At 53.0% G+C, this 17,464-nt stretch carries 12 protein-coding genes, 1 tRNA gene and 1 pseudogene; 3 read left to right on the top strand and 11 right to left on the bottom strand.

The window, feature by feature from the left end; all coding sequences use genetic code 11:
* Positions 1–3: 3 nt before the first annotated feature.
* Genes AC27VJ_RS12480 through AC27VJ_RS12495 form a run of 4 tightly spaced genes read right to left on the bottom strand, consistent with a single transcriptional unit; the run spans position 4 to position 7,196 of the window.
* Positions 4–3,117 (bottom strand): type I restriction endonuclease subunit R, encoded by a 3,114-nt coding sequence (locus tag AC27VJ_RS12480; protein WP_488684286.1) that lies wholly within the window; start codon positions 3,115–3,117, stop codon positions 4–6.
* Positions 3,118–3,127: 10 nt separating this feature from the next.
* Positions 3,128–3,766, bottom strand: a complete 639-nt coding sequence (locus tag AC27VJ_RS12485) for a hypothetical protein (RefSeq protein WP_488684287.1) — start codon at positions 3,764–3,766, stop codon at positions 3,128–3,130.
* A 2-nt stretch (positions 3,767–3,768) separates the two neighbouring features.
* Positions 3,769–5,028, bottom strand: coding sequence for a restriction endonuclease subunit S (locus AC27VJ_RS12490; protein WP_488684288.1), 1,260 nt, complete (start codon positions 5,026–5,028; stop codon positions 3,769–3,771).
* The gene (locus tag AC27VJ_RS12495; protein WP_488684289.1) at positions 5,025–7,196 is read right to left on the bottom strand and encodes a type I restriction-modification system subunit M; all 2,172 of its coding nucleotides are present in this window, start codon (positions 7,194–7,196) and stop codon (positions 5,025–5,027) included. Before AC27VJ_RS12495 ends, AC27VJ_RS12490 begins: the two co-directional genes overlap by 4 nt.
* 427 nt (positions 7,197–7,623) lie before the next feature.
* Here AC27VJ_RS12495 and AC27VJ_RS12500 point away from each other — a divergent pair, with 427 nt between their 5' ends.
* The gene (locus AC27VJ_RS12500; RefSeq protein ID WP_488684290.1) at positions 7,624–8,259 is read left to right on the top strand and encodes a recombinase family protein; all 636 of its coding nucleotides are present in this window, start codon (positions 7,624–7,626) and stop codon (positions 8,257–8,259) included.
* A gap of 1,070 nt (positions 8,260–9,329) precedes the next feature.
* Here AC27VJ_RS12500 and AC27VJ_RS12505 read toward each other — a convergent pair.
* The 5 genes and pseudogenes from AC27VJ_RS12505 to AC27VJ_RS12525 form a co-directional block, all read right to left on the bottom strand.
* Positions 9,330–9,917 (bottom strand): thermonuclease family protein, encoded by a 588-nt coding sequence (locus tag AC27VJ_RS12505; protein ID WP_488684291.1) that lies wholly within the window; start codon positions 9,915–9,917, stop codon positions 9,330–9,332.
* 88 nt (positions 9,918–10,005) lie between these two features.
* A complete protein-coding gene (locus AC27VJ_RS12510) occupies positions 10,006–10,617 on the bottom strand; it encodes a hypothetical protein (RefSeq protein WP_488684292.1) in 612 nt (203 codons plus the stop codon).
* A 274-nt stretch (positions 10,618–10,891) separates the two neighbouring features.
* The gene (locus tag AC27VJ_RS12515) at positions 10,892–12,370 is read right to left on the bottom strand and encodes a site-specific integrase (protein WP_488684347.1); all 1,479 of its coding nucleotides are present in this window, start codon (positions 12,368–12,370) and stop codon (positions 10,892–10,894) included.
* 24 nt (positions 12,371–12,394) lie between these two features.
* Positions 12,395–12,526 (bottom strand): annotated as a pseudogene (locus tag AC27VJ_RS12520) (DUF6538 domain-containing protein); the annotation flags it as partial.
* A gap of 87 nt (positions 12,527–12,613) precedes the next feature.
* Positions 12,614–12,689, bottom strand: a tRNA-Ile gene (locus AC27VJ_RS12525).
* Between the two features lie 185 nt (positions 12,690–12,874).
* On the opposite strand from AC27VJ_RS12525, the gene AC27VJ_RS12530 reads away from it, so the two are divergent.
* On the top strand, positions 12,875–13,612 hold the full coding sequence (locus AC27VJ_RS12530) for an SIMPL domain-containing protein (RefSeq protein WP_488684293.1): 738 nt from the start codon (positions 12,875–12,877) through the stop codon (positions 13,610–13,612).
* Between the two features lie 113 nt (positions 13,613–13,725).
* Here the strand turns inward: AC27VJ_RS12530 and AC27VJ_RS12535 are convergent, their stop codons facing one another.
* A complete protein-coding gene (locus AC27VJ_RS12535) occupies positions 13,726–14,073 on the bottom strand; it encodes a hypothetical protein (RefSeq protein ID WP_353577978.1) in 348 nt (115 codons plus the stop codon).
* 142 nt (positions 14,074–14,215) lie between these two features.
* A complete protein-coding gene (locus AC27VJ_RS12540; RefSeq protein WP_488684294.1) occupies positions 14,216–14,623 on the bottom strand; it encodes a secondary thiamine-phosphate synthase enzyme YjbQ in 408 nt (135 codons plus the stop codon).
* Positions 14,624–14,911: 288 nt separating this feature from the next.
* On the opposite strand from AC27VJ_RS12540, the gene AC27VJ_RS12545 reads away from it, so the two are divergent.
* Positions 14,912–17,464 carry an HWE histidine kinase domain-containing protein gene (locus AC27VJ_RS12545; protein WP_488684295.1) on the top strand — a complete coding sequence of 851 codons (2,553 nt, stop codon included), beginning with the start codon at positions 14,912–14,914 and terminating at the stop codon, positions 17,462–17,464.

The following is a 17,464-nucleotide window of genomic DNA, read 5'->3' on the forward strand; positions in this document are numbered from 1 at the left end:
GTTTCATCCTTCGTTGTTAATCATGGGACCGGGATCATCGGTATCGGAGCCATCGTCAGGGTCGTCTGATTGCTTATTGCGTTCAATAATTGTGTCATAGACCCGCTTAACAAGCCCGTTCGCAGCAGCTTGTCTAAAGCCGTCATCGTTGATCAGTTTGGCAAATATCTCTTCGTTGCCATCCATGCGCTCGATAAACATGCTCTCTAGCATTGAATTAAAGACTAACGCGAAGTTGTCGAGTGTGTTTGCGCGCGCAGCGTCTTGAAGTCGCTGCTTGCCGGTGGCGACCTCGACAACTTGATCAAAAAACAACTCGTCGGCCTTATTGAAGTCGGTCCCAAAGCGCTCGTTAAGCCGGTCCACGAGCAGGCTGAGTTGAACCGCTTCGTCTTTGGATGCTCCGGTTCCTACTTCAGTAGGCCCCTTGAGCGGCGCGGCATCGCCCTCTGATAGGTCGATTGAGCCTTCGCTGATCTTCTGAAGTCGATAGAATTGAAGCTCGACCTCATCACTCAGCTGGAAGGGGTTATCTTCAGCTCTCTTGGGTAGTTTGGGGATCAGCAAGCGCAGATACGTGTAGAGCTTTTCCTGCTCGGAATCCTGGTAGGGAACGATTTGCGAGAGAAATGCATATAGATTGCGGAAGCTGCTGAGCTTTCCGCGCAACAACTCTTGGTCATTCTCCTCCAGTGTGGTGAAGCGCTCAACTGCCAGATCGATGATTGCATTCATGCTACGGTGATCTGATCGGGTAGGCTCTTTCCTGTTCTTGAACCAAATCTCACAGACTTGATCGACCTCATCGATGCTGAACACACGCCATTCTTCGATGCTGTGCTGTAGCTCGTACAACTGATGCGCGTCGGGTATTTCACCTGCGTCCGTCGTCTCGTAATAGTCTTTAAAGGACTGAAATATCTCGCTGCGCTCGTTCACGAAGTCGAGCACGAACGTATCTTCTTTTCCCGCGGTGCGGCGGTTCAAGCGTGACAACGTTTGTACAGCCTGTATTCCGGACAAGCGTTTGTCTACATACATCGTATGCAGAAGGGGTTGGTCGAAGCCTGTCTGGTATTTGTCAGCGACTAATAGAACCTGATACTCTTCAGTACCAAACTTTTCCGGTAGTTCGGTTTCTTTAATCCCGTTGTTCATCCCGACTTCGGTATATTCCTTGTCCGGAAAGTCTGGGTCTTTGACGCTCCCAGAGAAGGCGACCAGCGCTTTGATATCTCGGTAGCCATGCTCTCGAACATATTTGTCGAACGCCAATTTGTAGCGCACGGCATGCAAGCGAGAGCTGGTTACCACCATCGCCTTGGCACGACCACCAATCTTGTGCCGGGTGTGATGGCGAAAGTGCTCAATAATCACTTCCACCTTTTGCGCAATGTTATGTGGATGCAACCCCATGAAACGTGCAAGCTGTTTGGCCGCTTGTTTGCGCGGCACTTCCGGGTCATCATCGATTGACTTGATCAGACCGTAATAGGCCTTGTAGGTCGTGTAGTTCTTAAGCACGTCCATGATGAAGCCTTCCTCAATGGCCTGCTTCATGGAGTAATGATGAAATGGTGGGCGGCCATTGGCTCCAGGCTCGTTGAAAACTGCTAGCGTTTTGAACTTGGGCGTTGCAGTGAACGCGAAGAAGCTGATGTTCTTCTGGCGTGGACGCTTGAGCATCTCCTGAAACAACGCTTCCTTTGCCTCGTCGGAAAGGTTTTGCTCCTCATCGTCATCAATGATCTGCTCAGCAATCGCTGCCGCGATCCCCTCGCGGTTCAGCACCTTGCGCAGCTCCATTGCGGTTTCCCCGCTTTGTGAGCTGTGCGCCTCATCCACGATCACAGCATAGGTCTTGCCGGTCGTGTCGATCTGTACGCCTTCACCTTTATTCTCAAGCGTATCCAACGCCTTGGCAATAAAGGGAAACTTCTGAATTGTTGTAATGACGATTGACACGCCACCAGAAAGGGCCCTGGCCAGCTGCCGAGTGTTCTCGTCGATTTTTTCGACCACGCCCTGCTTGTGTTCAAACTGATAGATTGTGTCCTGCAATTGCTGGTCCAAAACACGACGGTCGGTGACGACAACAACGGTATTGAACACCTTCTGGTCATGTTCATCGTGCAAGCTCGACAGGCGATGTGCCAACCAAGCGATGGAGTTGGACTTGCCGGACCCGGCAGAGTGCTGGATCAAATAGTTGTGGCTCGGTCCTTTCTTCTTGGCATCAGCCACAATCTTTCGCACGGCATCCAGTTGATGATACCGCGGAAAGATCAGGGATTCCCTGCGGTGGCTTTTGATGCCACGCTCCGTTACGACCTTTGTTTCCTTGACTTCAAGGTGCAGGAACCGCGCAAGGATATCCATCAGGCTATCCTTGGTCAGAACCTCCTCCCACAGATAGGCTGTTCGATAGTTATCTCGGTTTGGTGGATTGCCTGCACCGTGGCCATGCCCCTTATTAAAAGGCAAAAAGAAAGTCTTCGGCCCGTTCAGCCGCGTTGTCATATAGGCGAGATCGGTGTCGACTGCGAAATGCACCAGTGTCCGTTCCTTAAAGCGGAAGATTGGGCAATTCGGGTCTCGGTCCTTTTTGTACTGGCTCTTGGCGCGCTCAACCGCCTGACCAGACATCTGGTTTTTCAACTCCATCGTTACGATAGGTAGGCCATTGACCGCTAGCACCAGATCGAGGGAGAGGCTCTTTTGCTTAGGGTCGTAATGAACTTGCCGTGTGGCCGTGAGACGGTTGGCAGCATAATCTGCGAGCGCATCAGGGTTCATACCTGAAGCAGGGGCGAAATAAGCCAGCTTCCAAGTCTTGCCAAAGCACTTAAACCCGTGGCGCAGAACATGCAGCGAGCCCTTGGCCGACAGTTCCTTACAGAGCGAGTCCAGCAGCGTGGCCCTGGCTCGGTCGCCGTGGAACTCCTGCAAGCTGGCCCAGCGTTTGACCTGCGTCGCCTCCACGAAAGCGATAACATCATCAGGGAACAGTCCACGCTCGGCGTCAAAGCCATCTGGATCACCCAAGGCATATCCGCCAGCGGTGGTCAGGCTTTCAGTGATGGCATCTTCAAAGCGGTTTTCAGTGTGCTTGCTCATAACCCACAATCTATACGATAATTTTTTGCGTGTCGTTTTCCAAATCTTCGAGCGCCAATTCATCGATGTCACTGAAGAGGTAATGACGAATATCAGGGTAGTCTTTTAGGTATTTGCCCTCGGGATCCAGATCAGGACCGGGGTTTTGGCAATCTGTGAAAACGTATTTGGACACCTCAAGCTGCGCGTCCTTGTTGGAATAGGCCGCGATCAGTTTGTGCAGCGTGTAGCACCACGCTTCACCTGCATGCAGCTGAAGCATGACGTCAGAGGCCGGAATGAACGTCCGCGCTTTCTTGAACTCGATGCAATAGGCCTTCAGCCGGTTTTCATACGCCTGAAACAGGACAAAGTCGCATTTACGCATCCAAGGGCGTTTGCCATTGTCATCGAGGAAATGGAAAAGCGGATTCTTGCAGGCATCAAGACGCAGGCCAAGAACACGGCCTGAAAACCTCAGCTTTGCTTTCAATCGTTCCTTGGTGGTCTCATCCGTATCGGCTAGCAGGATTTCGTTTGCGGCAAGATTCTCACGCTCCTTGGCCTTACAAAGCTGGCCATAGTGAGGGACGTTGCCTTTGCCGCTGGTCTCGCGGATGTCCAAGAATGTCTTGAGGTGGGACAGATAGCCATCTGCATTGATTGGCATGGCTACGCGACCTTGAACTTTCCAGTGACAGCATTGGTGATCAGGGCGGTTCGGTACTTTCGAAGCTTCTTGATAGCCTTTTCTACGGCCTTTTCGATGTTGGAAATTTTCAATGTCTCTTGCTTAATGTATGCAGCAATTTCGCTTTGTTCCTCAATTGGCGGCAGCGGGATGCGGAGTTTTGCGATGTTGTCGACGGACAAACCCGGCTGAGCAGCAGAAACTGAATATTGGTTCAAGTTCATGGCTCGCAAAAGCTCACCCATCCAATCGACGTCGAATTCGCGCAATGGGTTGGCTACCAATGCATGTTCAGAGGCCCAAAACTTGCCCGAGGCATAATTGATGTTTCCGCACAGAGCGCCTTGCCTCCCTACCAAGACGAAATCGCCTTTGTGAGTATATCTGTCGGTATACCCGCGAAACCCGTTGCCGCCATACACTGGAAAGTCACCCGCGTCGGCAATTCTCTCTGAGGTAATGGCTTCACCGCTCCGTAGTTGAACTATGTGCTGAACTCTCGGGTTCACCCAATATGGAGGCATCTCATCAAGCCAGTCGATGCCGCTGGGTTTCATGGGGGCGTTGGGGTTGAGGCCTTTGGTGACAGCGTGGGCGATCAGAGCGGTGCGTTGTTCGGCAAGAAGGCGCACAAGCTCTTCTTTCTTGGCGATCAAATCATCAATCTCTGCTGTCTTCTCATCCAAGAAATCCGCGATAGCGGTTTGTTCTTCGATAGGGGGAAGTGGCAGAGGAAACTTGCGAATATCTGATTGAAACAAGTGGGGTACGCCTTGTCCATCTTTCATCTGTTGTATTTTTGATTGAATGACGTCTGATTCGATCCAACGATAAAGAAAAGCGCCGTCGACATTGTTTCTTCGTGGCCGAACAATGGCAATCGAGCTGTTTACCGTCGCAGGTCTGGGCAGCGCACGTACATAATTTGTCGTTCCCAGAGTTGATCCGTCTTTCGCAAGCAAGACGTCTCCTGGCTCGATCATTATCTCCGGCGATTCTAGATATCGTTGCTCATTGATGTAATTCACATTCTCATAGTCAATCTTGTTGCCCTTGATATTTGGCGTGGCGAGGAAGACGTAGCCTTCATCGACATATTCAGACGCAGTTAAACCCTTCCACCCAAGACGCGCTTTGACTGTACATTGAAAGTCGACCCTGCTCGTTTCCCATCCCTTAGGCACCTGCCCAAGCCATGGAACGCCACTGTCCTTGTATGCCGAATAAGGGTCGTAGCTCATGCGGTGATCCCCTTAAGCATTTCCATGATTTCACGGGTGACATCCTTGATGTCTTTTTCGATCTTCTCCAAGGCACGCGGCGGCTCATAGACATAGAAATGCCGGTTGAGCGGAATTTCATAACCCATCTTGGTTTTCTTGTGATCGACCCAAGCATCAGACACATGCGGATGCACCTCTGCGGCTAGGTAGACCTCGACATGATCGTGTACAATGGCAGGCAGCTGATCGTCTGTCAGCTCACCTTTACCTGCGTTTAGCATCGGCAGTTCGATATCCTTTGGCAGCGGCACCAGTTCAGTATCGCGCAGCTCGGTATCCGGCTCGGGGTTGCCCTTGGCGTCAGCACAAATGTCGGCGGTCTCATCCCGTTCCGACAGTGCGCTGAGAATTGCCTTGCGGATCGGCGCTTCGAGCTTGATTCCTGCCTTTTTGAAGGCAAAATTTAGCATCTTGGTGAATTCATCCCGGTTCTTGACCAGTACGTCTGGCATGTTTTCCAACACCGCGACAATTTGGGCTTGCAGCGCCTTGCCTGCCTCTTCTTCCGCCGCGATTGCGGCGCTGTCCTTGCGCTTCTTGCTTTCGGCCAGTTTGGCAAAGGCCATCTCGCCTGCCAGCCGCGCGATACGCTTGGCGGTCGCTTGGAAGTTTAACTTCAGGGGTCGCTCAACGGTGATCTTGAGATAACCAAAGTCACGATTTTCGAATATCTTGGAGCAGATTTTCTCTTTTGTTTTGCCGTCGATGATCACACGCGACGTATCGTCATGTTTAAACTCAGCATAGAGGCGGGTAATCTCGTCGATGTGATCGTTAGACAGCTCGTTGCGCTTGTTGCCAAGGCTCTTGCGCATCTTCTGGAAATGCTTGGTACCGTCAATCAGTTGCACCTTGCCGCGCCGGTCTGAACGTTTGCGGTTGGTGACAATCCAGATGTAAGTTAAAATACCGGTGTTGTAGAATATCTGATCTGGCAGCGCGATGATTGCGTCGAGCCAGTCATTTTCGATGATCCAGCGACGGATGTTGCTTTCGCCCGATCCAGCGTCACCCGTGAACAGGGGCGAACCGTTGAAGACGATGGCGATCTTGGAGCCATCTCCGCCTTCTTTAGGGCTCGGGCGCATCTTGCTGATCATGGTTTGAAGGAACAATAGCGCCCCGTCATTTATACGTGGCGTGCCTGCGCCAAAGCGGCCCGAGAAGCCGAGCGCGTCGGCCTCCTTCTGAACAATAGACTGCTGGGTTTTCCATTCCACGCCAAAGGGCGGGTTGGCCATCATGTAGTGAAATTGCTTATCCGCATGGCCGTCTTCAGTCCTGCCATCGCCGAGCGTATCACCGAAATGGATGTTGTCGATGGGCTCATCCTTGATAAGCAAATCGGAGCAGCATATCGCATAGGATTCAGCATTGTACTCTTGGCCGTAAAGGATCAGGTTCGCCTGAGGGTTCTGCTCGCGGATGTACTCTTCCGATACCGATAGCATTCCCCCTGTTCCACAGGTCGGGTCGTAGATCGTTCGTGCAATGCCGGGCGTGTAGACGTCTTCGTCCTTAGTATACATCAGGTGCGCCATTAGCTGAATGACTTCACGCGGTGTAAAGTGGTCCCCCGCTTCTTCGTTGGCTTGCTCGTTGAACTTGCGTACGAGCTCTTCAAATATGTAGCCCATCTGCAGATTGCTGATCGTGTCTGGGTGCAGGTCAACTTCCGGCTTTGCAAACTCCTGTACGATCAGGAACAACCGGTTGGCGTTATCCAGTTTTTCAACCTCCTGATCGAAGCCAAACTTGTCAAAGATGTCCTTCGCCTTTGGTGAAAAACTATCAATGTAGGTGATCAGATTACGCGCAATCTGGTCTGGTTCTCCAAGCAGGCTTTCAAAGTCGTACTTGCTGGTATTGTAAAGTGGCTGATCGCGCTCTTCGGTCGCGGTCTTACCGAGGATCTTATGGATTGCTTCTTCGCTGTGCCCTTGCGCTATCAATTTTTCATATTGCGCACGCACTTTGTTCCGTGTGGGAGCAAGGACACAGTCCATACGGCGCAGCACGATCATTGGTAGCATCACCCGCCGGTACTGAGGCGGGCGATAAGGGCCACGCAGCTTATTCGCAATATTCCAGATGAAGCCTACAAGTTGGTCATGGTTATGGCTCACACGATTTGCTCCACTGAATGAATCACGGCTACTACAAGTTGGCAATGTGCTTAGACCGAGCGCACTACAATCCTCAAGCCTAATTGTCTTGATCCTGTTTGTTTGCGCTTGCTTATATCTTTCCCCAGCTTCGGAATTTGGCGAATTTTTGCGAGGGTGTATTTAAGAACCATTGTGAAGCAGTTTTCCCCATGGGGTACTACCAGTTTACGGTGGTTGAATTGTCACCCTGAGATGTGGGTGATCTTATTGCACTAGCTTTCGAGCTGACAGAACGGACATAAGGCCGGACTACGGGGCTTTGTCCGTATGGGTATACCCTATCGTACATCCAAAATGACGTACTAAAGTATGTACGATAGGGTTGACTATGATAATCGTACAGGCTTATCAACGGACACTACCTTAACGGATAGAGGAATGTGCCGTGTCCAAGACCGTACTCTACGCTCGCGTATCAACGATAGACCAGACAATTGACCACCAGCAAACGCAAGCCGAGCAAGCAGGCTTCGTCATTGACGAGGTGATTGCAGACCATGGCGTGTCGGGCGTAAGCACCAGACTTGCGGACAGGCCGCAAGGCAAGAGGCTTTACGATAAGTTGCGCCACGGTGACGTGTTGGTTGTTCGGTGGGTAGATAGGCTTGGCCGTAACTACGAGGACGTGACGGACGCCATCCGCCATTTCATGCGGCAAGGTGTGATCGTGAAAACCGTGATTAACGGAATGACTTTTGACGGCGCGACGGCGGACCCGATACAGCAGGCCGTCAGGGACGCGTTGATTGCGTTCATGGCCGCGACGGCGCAAGCTCAGGCGGAAGCGACGAAAGCCGCTCAGCGGGCCGGAATAGAGGCAAGCAAGGGTGACACTGAACGCTATCGGGGCAAGAAGCCGAGCTATGACCGGAAGACTTTCGAGCAGGTTGTTGACATGCTAGCAATCGGGAAAGGCGCGTCCGAAATTCATAGCGTCACCGGCTTGACCAGACAGACCGTGCTCAGGATCAAGGGCGATCAGGCCGGGGCGGAAACGGCTCTAGCCAAGTGGGGTATGTGATGCCGCTGCTTGCCTCTAAAACTCTGCCTTTAAACGGCTTTCTGTGGTTTCTACCAATCTGGACACTAATAGGAAATAGCACTCTGCATGAATTAGCTTTCACTGATGCTGTATCGGTCTATTCCCAGTTGAAAGCACAGCTTTAAAGCCGGATACAAGCTGGCTGCAATATCAAGCCAATGCTGGCTGATAGGATGCTGATCTATGATAGCCGATAGTCCGGTTGCGGATTGGAACGGTGACGGAAGCCTTCCAGACCCTAATAGGAATAACAGGTCGGTTGCCGAACAGCCGTTTAATACCAAATCTCAACAATCAATGTCCGGTGTATCAGTGTATTCCCAGTTAGATATACAAGGTTAATATACAGATGTTAATGCATTTATGAGATATCTGTTCATTGTATATAACTAGATTTCATTATACAAACATACCCATGGTATATGTAGATTCATATCAATATATAAGAGGTCTATTAATACGGCGATATCTAGCTATTTAGCCATCAATACTGTTCAAGGCCACGCCAGCTAAACGGATTTCAGCACTAGCAACAAATCACAAGTATGCAAGCCCCAATCCGGCCTGCAAGCCTGAGCGTACGGTAATTGATTCATGAATTATGCTTTCAGAATAAATACAAACAACAATTACAGACCATTGTGTTTATTTTCTGCAATGACCACGTTCACTCAGATTTATTATTATAAGGTACAAGCTATATGAACGAATTTCATTCTATGGAGCAAAATACGGACTGGAAGTACTAAAGTTTCTATGGTTTAAACTTAGTAACCCCCGCATATTTCCGATCTCGAATGCCGCGCCATTTGATTTGGTCTTCGGTGCCTGCTCTTTCGGCCACAAGAGTCCGCCAGAGCGCAAGCGGGGCTTTGAGTTGGCAATCAGGCCTCGAAATGGAAAACGCTCGTCAGCGGGCAAATACGGGAATTTCATTGCTTTCTAAAATAAAGACAAGCCTCTGATATTGTTTAATGTTCTCGTACACATGTCTCGTACCGTTATCCTGTCTTGAGCGACTATTCGCCCTAGCTGTAAAGGAAAGCCTGTTAGCACCATGGTTGCCTTTTCCCGGTCCATGTCCGCGCCAAACCTTCTGATACAAGTATGTCGGCAATGGATCGGCCATCCCGTACCAGCACCCGAAGTTTGCGCCCGTACTTGTCTTCGTCTCGTCCCTGCCCTGCCTGCATCTGGAAGGGACCAGCATTGACCAGCTCCATGAGCCGTATCGTCGCCCGTTCTCCTCGCGCCTTTTCATCCGCACAACGAGGTGTGCCGACTTCCGGTGTATCGATGTCGGCAATGCGTATTTTGATACCGTGGCTCCAAAGTGTATCGCCGTCCACGATGCAGTTGACGCGAACAGCTCCGCTACAATGCCCGTAGGTCACTCTGGGCCTGTTGACTGTCAGTGAGACATTCCGCGGCATCTGCTCATTGCGCCCGTAGGCAGGGACAATCTGCTTGCTGGTTACGGAAGGCTGCGCGACGGCTGTACTGTCACCAATAACACGAGATGCACCCATGCCGATAACAAAGCTCCCGGCCATAGCAATGGCAACGATCCCGATGAACGAGCCTGTTGAAACTGATCGGGCGTTATGTCGTTGCGTGGACGGCATCACATTGGACATGGCAACACTCTCCCTTGCCCGCGATGGATACACACAGGCCGTATAGGTTCGCCTAACCGCATTGTTGCAATTTTAGGAAATGCTGAACTCAGGCGTGCGAGGTCGCTGGTATCGGGGCTGTTCCGTCCTTGGGATACTTCGCTTGCAGATAATCGTCGTAGCGCATCCCGAACATGTCCTTGAACAAAGTCTCGATGTTGAAGCGGACGATTTGGCCCATCATCATGGCGGCAGCCTCCTCATTTGTTTTTACCTGCCTGATAATCTCGTCACGATGAGCGAGTAGTTCCGCCTCGGTAATATCAGTGCCGGTTTCTTCCTTGTGCATGGCGCGTATGAACGGCCCTAGTGCCGCATGGCTGTTGGCCCACTGGATGTTTGCGGACAGCAGTTTGCGGATGTCGGCAAGGGCCTTCGGATAATCGCCATGCTGCATGTTGCGACCGTGCTGGTCCCGCAGGTAGTTGCCCAGACTGGCGATGAAGGACTGTTGCACACCTCCGGCAATGCGTGGTTCCATGAGGCCGACAAGCTCCTCCGGGATGTCGCCCGTACCATAGCTGTAGAGGCACAACGTATTGGTGGCGTAGTAGACGGAAAACCGTCGCACCCAGTCGTCTTGCTGCGCTGGTGCCGATGCCCGGTTCTTGTACAGCCAATAGACGCAACCTGCGATGATAGCTAGAACGATGATTTCCAAGATGCAGCCCCCGTACAAAAGGGGCGTAAGCGCGGTGCGTCCCCGCGTGCTTGCCCCTTGATCTCTGGTGATCGGGGAGTTGGAAAACCGAATGGATACGGTCCCTATGGCCTTTAGTCCGAGAACCTGTTGCATACGCCACAGGCTCCCCGACCATAGGTCAAGGAGATAGCGCCGTTACAGGTCGGCACTCGTACCTATCCATTCGGGGTTTCCACGCCCCAGAACCGCACGTACGGCTCCAAGGTCTGTTTCCCGCATTCGGGAATCGCTGTCAATCCTGAATAGCAGTTTCAGGCTTCTGCGCTGGCTGGCTGTAGTCAAGCTTTTGTATCGCCTCGCTTAACTGCTGAAGCGTATAGCCTTCTTTGAAATACTGCCGGTGCGTCATGCCTTCCTGCTCATGCCCGATGATTGACTTCACTATTGCGGGCGATACCCCTGCTTGCAGAAGCCGGGTGTTGACGGTGTGCCGAAGGCTATGGAAGACGCGCGTCTTGGTCTTCAATCCCAGTTTGACAAGAAGCTTGTCGTTAAACCAGCGGCTTTGCTGGCGTCCCCATCCATTTTTCGGATCGTAGGTAAAATCGGGGAACAGCTTGGTGGCTTTTCTATCCTTCATGGTCTGCACATAACCGAGTATACCGGCGTCAATGAGCTTCTGATGAATAGGTACTAGGCGACGAGCGGCTGATGTCTTCAGACTCTTGCGGTCGCCTTCCTCGTTCATGTCGAACACCCACACGCCATCTTGCTCGCGGATATCTTTCAGGTGCAACTGCGCGATCTCGCCAAGGCGGGAGCCCGTATAAATGCCAATGAGCGTTGCCCATTTCTGATAAGGCTTCGTAACCAGTCCACGTCCATTGTCCAATACAGCCTGTAGAATCAACCGTATTTGCTCGTCAGTATAGGCATCACGACTATCTTCCTTGTTCCTGTTGGATTGTCTTACAGTAAGACCGGAAAACAGGTTTTCAGTGATATGGTGGTTCTGCTTTGCCCATTCGAAAAGTTCGCTGTAGGTTTGCAGGTACTTATTGATTGTAGGAACCTGTATCGTTTCCACGTTGGCAATCCCAAGCACTTCTGCCAATGGCTTGCCTCGTGTCGCAGGGTTCTTGGAACGGTTGCGAGGATAGGCAAGCAGAGTGTCCTTGACCCGCTTTGCTTCCATCGCTGTCAGCGCCCGTACATCGGTACTGCTACCAAGGATTTCCTCAAGCAGCTTGATATGGTCAGCTTTCTCTATGATGGTTTTCGCTGCCCATGCGTTGCCGCGCTGTCTTTCCTTGCTATAGGCGGCGGCAACTTCTGCAATTGTCATGCCTGCCGTAGCATCGGGCTTTGCTGTACCCATGATAGATAAGGTTGGGACGTTCTCAAAATCATAACGCTGTAACGACTTGTCGTAGGCAAGAACCGCCTTCACGAAGCCATGGAAGGACAGCTTCATTTCCCGTTCAAGCCAGACATATTCGGCGCTACCCTTGCTAATACTCAACTCGTACTTATCAATGAAACGGTCGAGAAGATTGTCGTCCGATTGTACAAGGGAGAGCGGAGCATCTGTTTTTCTCGCTTGCTTCGCTACTAGCTTCTGCGTCTCATAAATCTGTCGATCAAGCTCGCTCAAAGGGCCAGTTTCATGCATCTCAGCCTTAGCCTGTTCAAGCAACTGCCGGAAATGATCGATTAATACGCTTCTCAGTTCCTCGTGCCGCATCCCGTACGCAATTCCATGCTCATTCAATCGTTCTCCTATCTGGCTCAGAGAACGGGACAAGCGCAATGCTTTTCGTGGTTCACGGGTCTGTAGTGAAAACTTGAGCGTCGAAGCTTTTTTCTGTGGATGTAGCTGCTTTGGTATGGGCCAACGCAGATAGAAAACCCCGCATCGCGACTTCACGAGATAGGACGGATTGAACAAACCAATGTTCCCCTAGGATGTCTCCCCAAGAAAACCCGGCATCTAAGTCATTGATTTTAAACGAAATGGTGGGCCCGGAGAGACTCGAACTCCCAACCAAGCGGTTATGAGCCGCCGGCTCTAACCATTGAGCTACAGGCCCTTCCGAAGGCTTGAAAGCCTGTTGGAATGCGCGGTTGCAATGGTTCAACCCGGCGCGGATTTGGCTTTAACGCAATTTTGTGAAGGCGACAAGTCATCGAAGCGTTGGACATGGGGACTATGCCGTATTAGCCACATAATCTCCTGCGACACCCACAACAGGGACGCTAAAAAAGAGGAATCTTAATGACATCGACACTAGCACGCTCCTTGGCGCTTTGCGCTTTTACCGCAGTTGCGGTTTTGCCCATGGCCGTATCTGCTCAGGAAACCGCAAAGCGTGAGCCGGTCATCAGCGTTTCCGGTGAAGGCGATGCGGCGGTGGCGCCTGACATGGCCATTCTGTCTTTCAGCGTGGTGAAGCAGGCCGAAACCGCAGCGGCGGCGCTGAGTGAAAACAGCAAGGCCATGACCGAGGTTCAGGCCGCGTTGAAATCCGCCGGGATTGCCGACCGGGATCTGCAGACCAGCAATTTTTCCGTGCAGCCGGTTTACAAGCAGTTCGAGCCCAAGGACGGTGTTTATGTCCCGCCTGAAATCACGGGGTATCAGGTGACCAACGGCCTGACTGTGCGCGTGCGCGAGCTTGCCAAACTGGGCGAGATTCTCGACAGCTCCGTCAAGCTTGGCATCAACCAGGGCGGCGATATTGCCTTTACCAATGACAAGCCCGAAGCGACGGTAACGGAAGCGCGCAAGGCGGCGATTGCAGACGCGATTGCCAAGGCCAAGACGCTGACGGAAGCCGCCGGCGTGAAGCTGGGTCGCGTTCTCGAAATCAGCGAGAACATGCAGCGGCCCATGCCCGTTCCGCAGACCATGATGCGGGCGGCGGCGATGGAAAAATCCGACAGCGTGCCGATTGCGGCTGGCGAGAACAGCTACAAGGTCAATGTCAACGTGACATTCGCACTGGAGCAGTGAGACAGACGGAGGCGCTGAACTGCGCCTCCTTTTTCTTTGCGCACAAAAAGAAATCCCCTCGCCGTGAGACCATGGCGAGGGGATTTTTGTTTCAGCCTTTGTGCTGTGTCGGGTTAGCGACGGATAACCGGGCAACCGCGGACATTGGCGAAGACGACGCGGTCGCGACCGTGGCGGTCAAAGCCTGCAACGACGACGCGGCGCGGAGACACATCCACCACGCGGGCGCGACGAAGGCCCATACGGCTTGCCTTTTCCTCAGCCATCCAAGGCGAGCAGCGGTCGCGGTCACGACCCGGACGACCCCAGCCAGGACCGCCGTGGCCGCCATGGCGGTAACCGTCCTGCACGTAAATACCATATTGAACATCTGGCCCTGCCGACGCCGTGGAAGCTGTCGCAGAAATGCCGCCGAGGGCGATGAGGGCCGCAACGCCTGCTTTTGCAAATGTGCTGATCATTGTCATACTCCGTTTCCTGACGTTCGCCGGAATGCCCGGTCGATTGGCGTGACGATAAGTGCCGTCGTGTGAATGTTTTCAGAACCGACCGTTCAGCCAGCGTTCATGCCAAAAACGGCGAAAAAAACAGGAAGTTCCGACCTTATGCAGACAAATGCAGCACGATTTGACGCTCATGCGGCTGGTTTCTGTGTTCGAAGAGATAAATGCCCTGCCATGTTCCCAGCACCAGCTTTCCACCCGAAACAGGGATGCCGATGGACACCTGCGTCAGGGCCGATTTGATATGGGCAGGCATATCATCCGGCCCCTCCATGGTGTGAACGACCCATGCCATGGACGGATCACTGGACGGCGGGACAAGCCGCGCGAAGAATGTTTTCAGATCACGCTGCACATCCGGGTCGGCATTTTCCTGAATCAGCAACGAGCAGGACGTGTGGCGCACGAAGACAGTCAGCAGGGCATCATCAACAGAAGAGTCTTTGACAAAAGCCTTCGCTTGCTCTGTGAATTCATAAAGCCCCTGCCCTCTTGTGGTGATTCTCATGAGTTTCTGTGGCAATGAAATTTTCGCTTTTCTATCTGGAACCAAATTTGGACTTCATACGTTTGATGAAATCACGCGATGTTCTGTGCGCTTTTCCAACGTTGATAATCTCAAACGTGACGGGGCACAAAAGGGAACCACACAAAGAATGTACGAATATACCGAAGTACAAAACTACAATGCCCCTGACCCAGTTCCGACTCAGTTTTGCGATACAAAATTTTTAACGGAAAATCGTTTATTAGAGACTGTAAGCCTTAGCCCAGTTTTCCATCGAAAGACGAATGTATGACGTCGCCAGTTCAGCAGGTCGATCTCACCAACTGCGACAGAGAACCCATTCACATTCCGGGTAATATCCAGCCCCACGGCTGTCTGATCGCGTGTGACAGCGCAATGCGCACCGTGCTGCGCTATTCGTTGAACTGCAACGAAATTTTGGGCGCCTCCGGCGACATTCTCGGAAAGCCTATCGAAGAGCTTCTCGGCAACGACATCGTCCATGATCTGCGCAATGCGCTGACGGTGACAGCCAATAGCAGCCGCCCGGCCATGCTGCCGAAGGTGAAGCTCGCCAGCAGCAAGTCTTTCGACATCGCAATCCACCGGTTCAAATCCGTATCGATCATCGAGCTTGAGCCCGCAAGCGACGATTCGCAGCCACTGCACACCGCACAGCTGATGATCGACCGTATTCGCGAAGCCGACAATGTCGACAGCCTGATTTCCCGAACAGCCCGTCTGGTGAAGGCCATTCTGGGTTACGACCGGGTGATGATCTATCGCTTCGAGCAGGATGGCGCCGGCAAGGTCATTTCCGAAGCCAAGCAGCCGGAGCTTGAGAGCTTTCTCGGTCAATATTTCCCGGCCAGCGACATTCCCCAGCAGGCGCGTGCGCTTTATCTGAAAAACACGTTGCGCATCATTTCGGATTCCAATGGCGCGCGTATTCCGATCGAGCCGGTGCTGGACGCTTCGGGCGAACCGCTTGATCTCTCCTTTGCGCATCTGCGCAGTGTTTCGCCCATCCATTGCGAATATCTGCGCAATATGGGCGTTTCTGCTTCCATGTCCATTTCCATCATCAATGATGGCGAGCTGTGGGGGCTGATTGCCTGCCACCATTATTCTCCGCGTATTCTGCCGATGTCGATGCGCATTGCTGCGGAAATGTTCGGGGAATTCTTCTCGCTTCACCTTCAGGCGCTGAAGCAGAAGAAGAAGCTGGCGACAGCGCAGGATGCCCACGCGTCGCTGGACAAGTTTCTGCGTCTTGCCGCCCACCACAACAATATCGAAGAGCTTCTGGTCGAAAACCTGCCGGATTTCAGCAGGTTGCTGCCCTGCGATGGCGTCGGCGTGTGGATGAACGAACGCTGGTACAGCATCGGCTCCGTGCCGCCGGATGTCATGGCACCCCAGCTGGGCCGCCTCGTCAGTTCCGTTTCGGAAGGGCGCGTATGGGCAACCCATGCGCTGTTTAACCATCTGCCGGAAGCGGAAGACCTGTTTGGCGAAACTGCTGGGCTGCTGGCCGTGCCGCTGTCGCAGGTCAAGAACGACTATCTTATGTTTTTCCGCCGTGAACTGGTGCAGACACTGAACTGGGCAGGCAACCCTGACAAATCCTATGACACCGGCCCGTTGGGCGACCGCCTGACACCGCGCAAGAGCTTTGCACTGTGGAAGGAAACCGTTCACAAACAGGCGCAGCCTTGGACCGAGGAAGACCGGCAGATTGCCGAAGCTGCGCGCGTGGCTTTGGTGGAAGTCGCCTTCCGCCACAGCGAACTGATGGCCGGGGAGCGCGCGCAGGCGGAAGTGCGCCAGCGTATGCTCAATGAAGAGCTGAACCACCGCGTCAAGAACGTTCTGGCCATCATCAAATCGCTGGTCGGCAACCCGACGCAGGAAGGCCGCACGCTTCAGGAATACGTCACGGCTTTGAAGGGCCGTATTCAGGCACTGTCCTTTGCCCATGACCAGGTGGTGCGCGGCGAAGGCGGCGGACTGCTGCGCGACCTGCTGGATGCCGAACTGTCGCCCCACCGCTCGCCCGATAGCGAAATCGAAGCGCATGGCCCGAACGTACTGCTGGATTCGCGCGCATTCTCAGTGATGGCGCTGGTGCTGCACGAGCTGGCCACCAATGCCGCAAAATATGGCGCACTTGCGCAGGCAGGCGGCAGGCTTTCCATCCTGTGGGAGCTGAACGATGTCGGTGACTGCGTGATCTCATGGCGCGAAACGGTGCCCGGCACCGTCACCCCGCCAACCAGAACCGGCTTCGGCTCGGCGCTCATCAGCCGCAGCGTGCCATACGATCTCGGCGGCAAGAGCCGCATCACCTATCAGCCACATGGCGTGGAAGCGGAAATCATTCTGCCCGCCCGCCATGCCAGTGCCGGTCCCTCCCCCGTCAGCCAGGACGTGACGGTGGGTGGCCAGACCGACTACACACCTTATGCTGCGGAGGAATCATTGCGCGTATTTCTTGTCGAAGATCAGATGCTGATCGCCATGGATGTCGAGTATATGCTGGAAAGCCGTGGCATAACCAATATCGAGACCGCAACGTCATCGGCCATGGCGCTGGACAAATTGAAGACGCTAACACCAGATGTCGCCATTCTGGACATCAACCTAGGCTCGGACACGTCCATTCCCGTGGCCTATGAGTTGCTGCGCCGCGACATCCCCTTCATGTTTGCCACCGGCTATGCCGACGGCATCATGATCCCACCGGAATTTTCGCACGTTCCCGTCATTCGCAAACCGTATGACGAGGATTCGCTGCTGGGGTCGATTGGGAAGCTGGTTGGCAAGCAGGTCGTGGCCTGA

This window comes from Agrobacterium sp. 20P9.1.2, assembly GCF_057799395.1.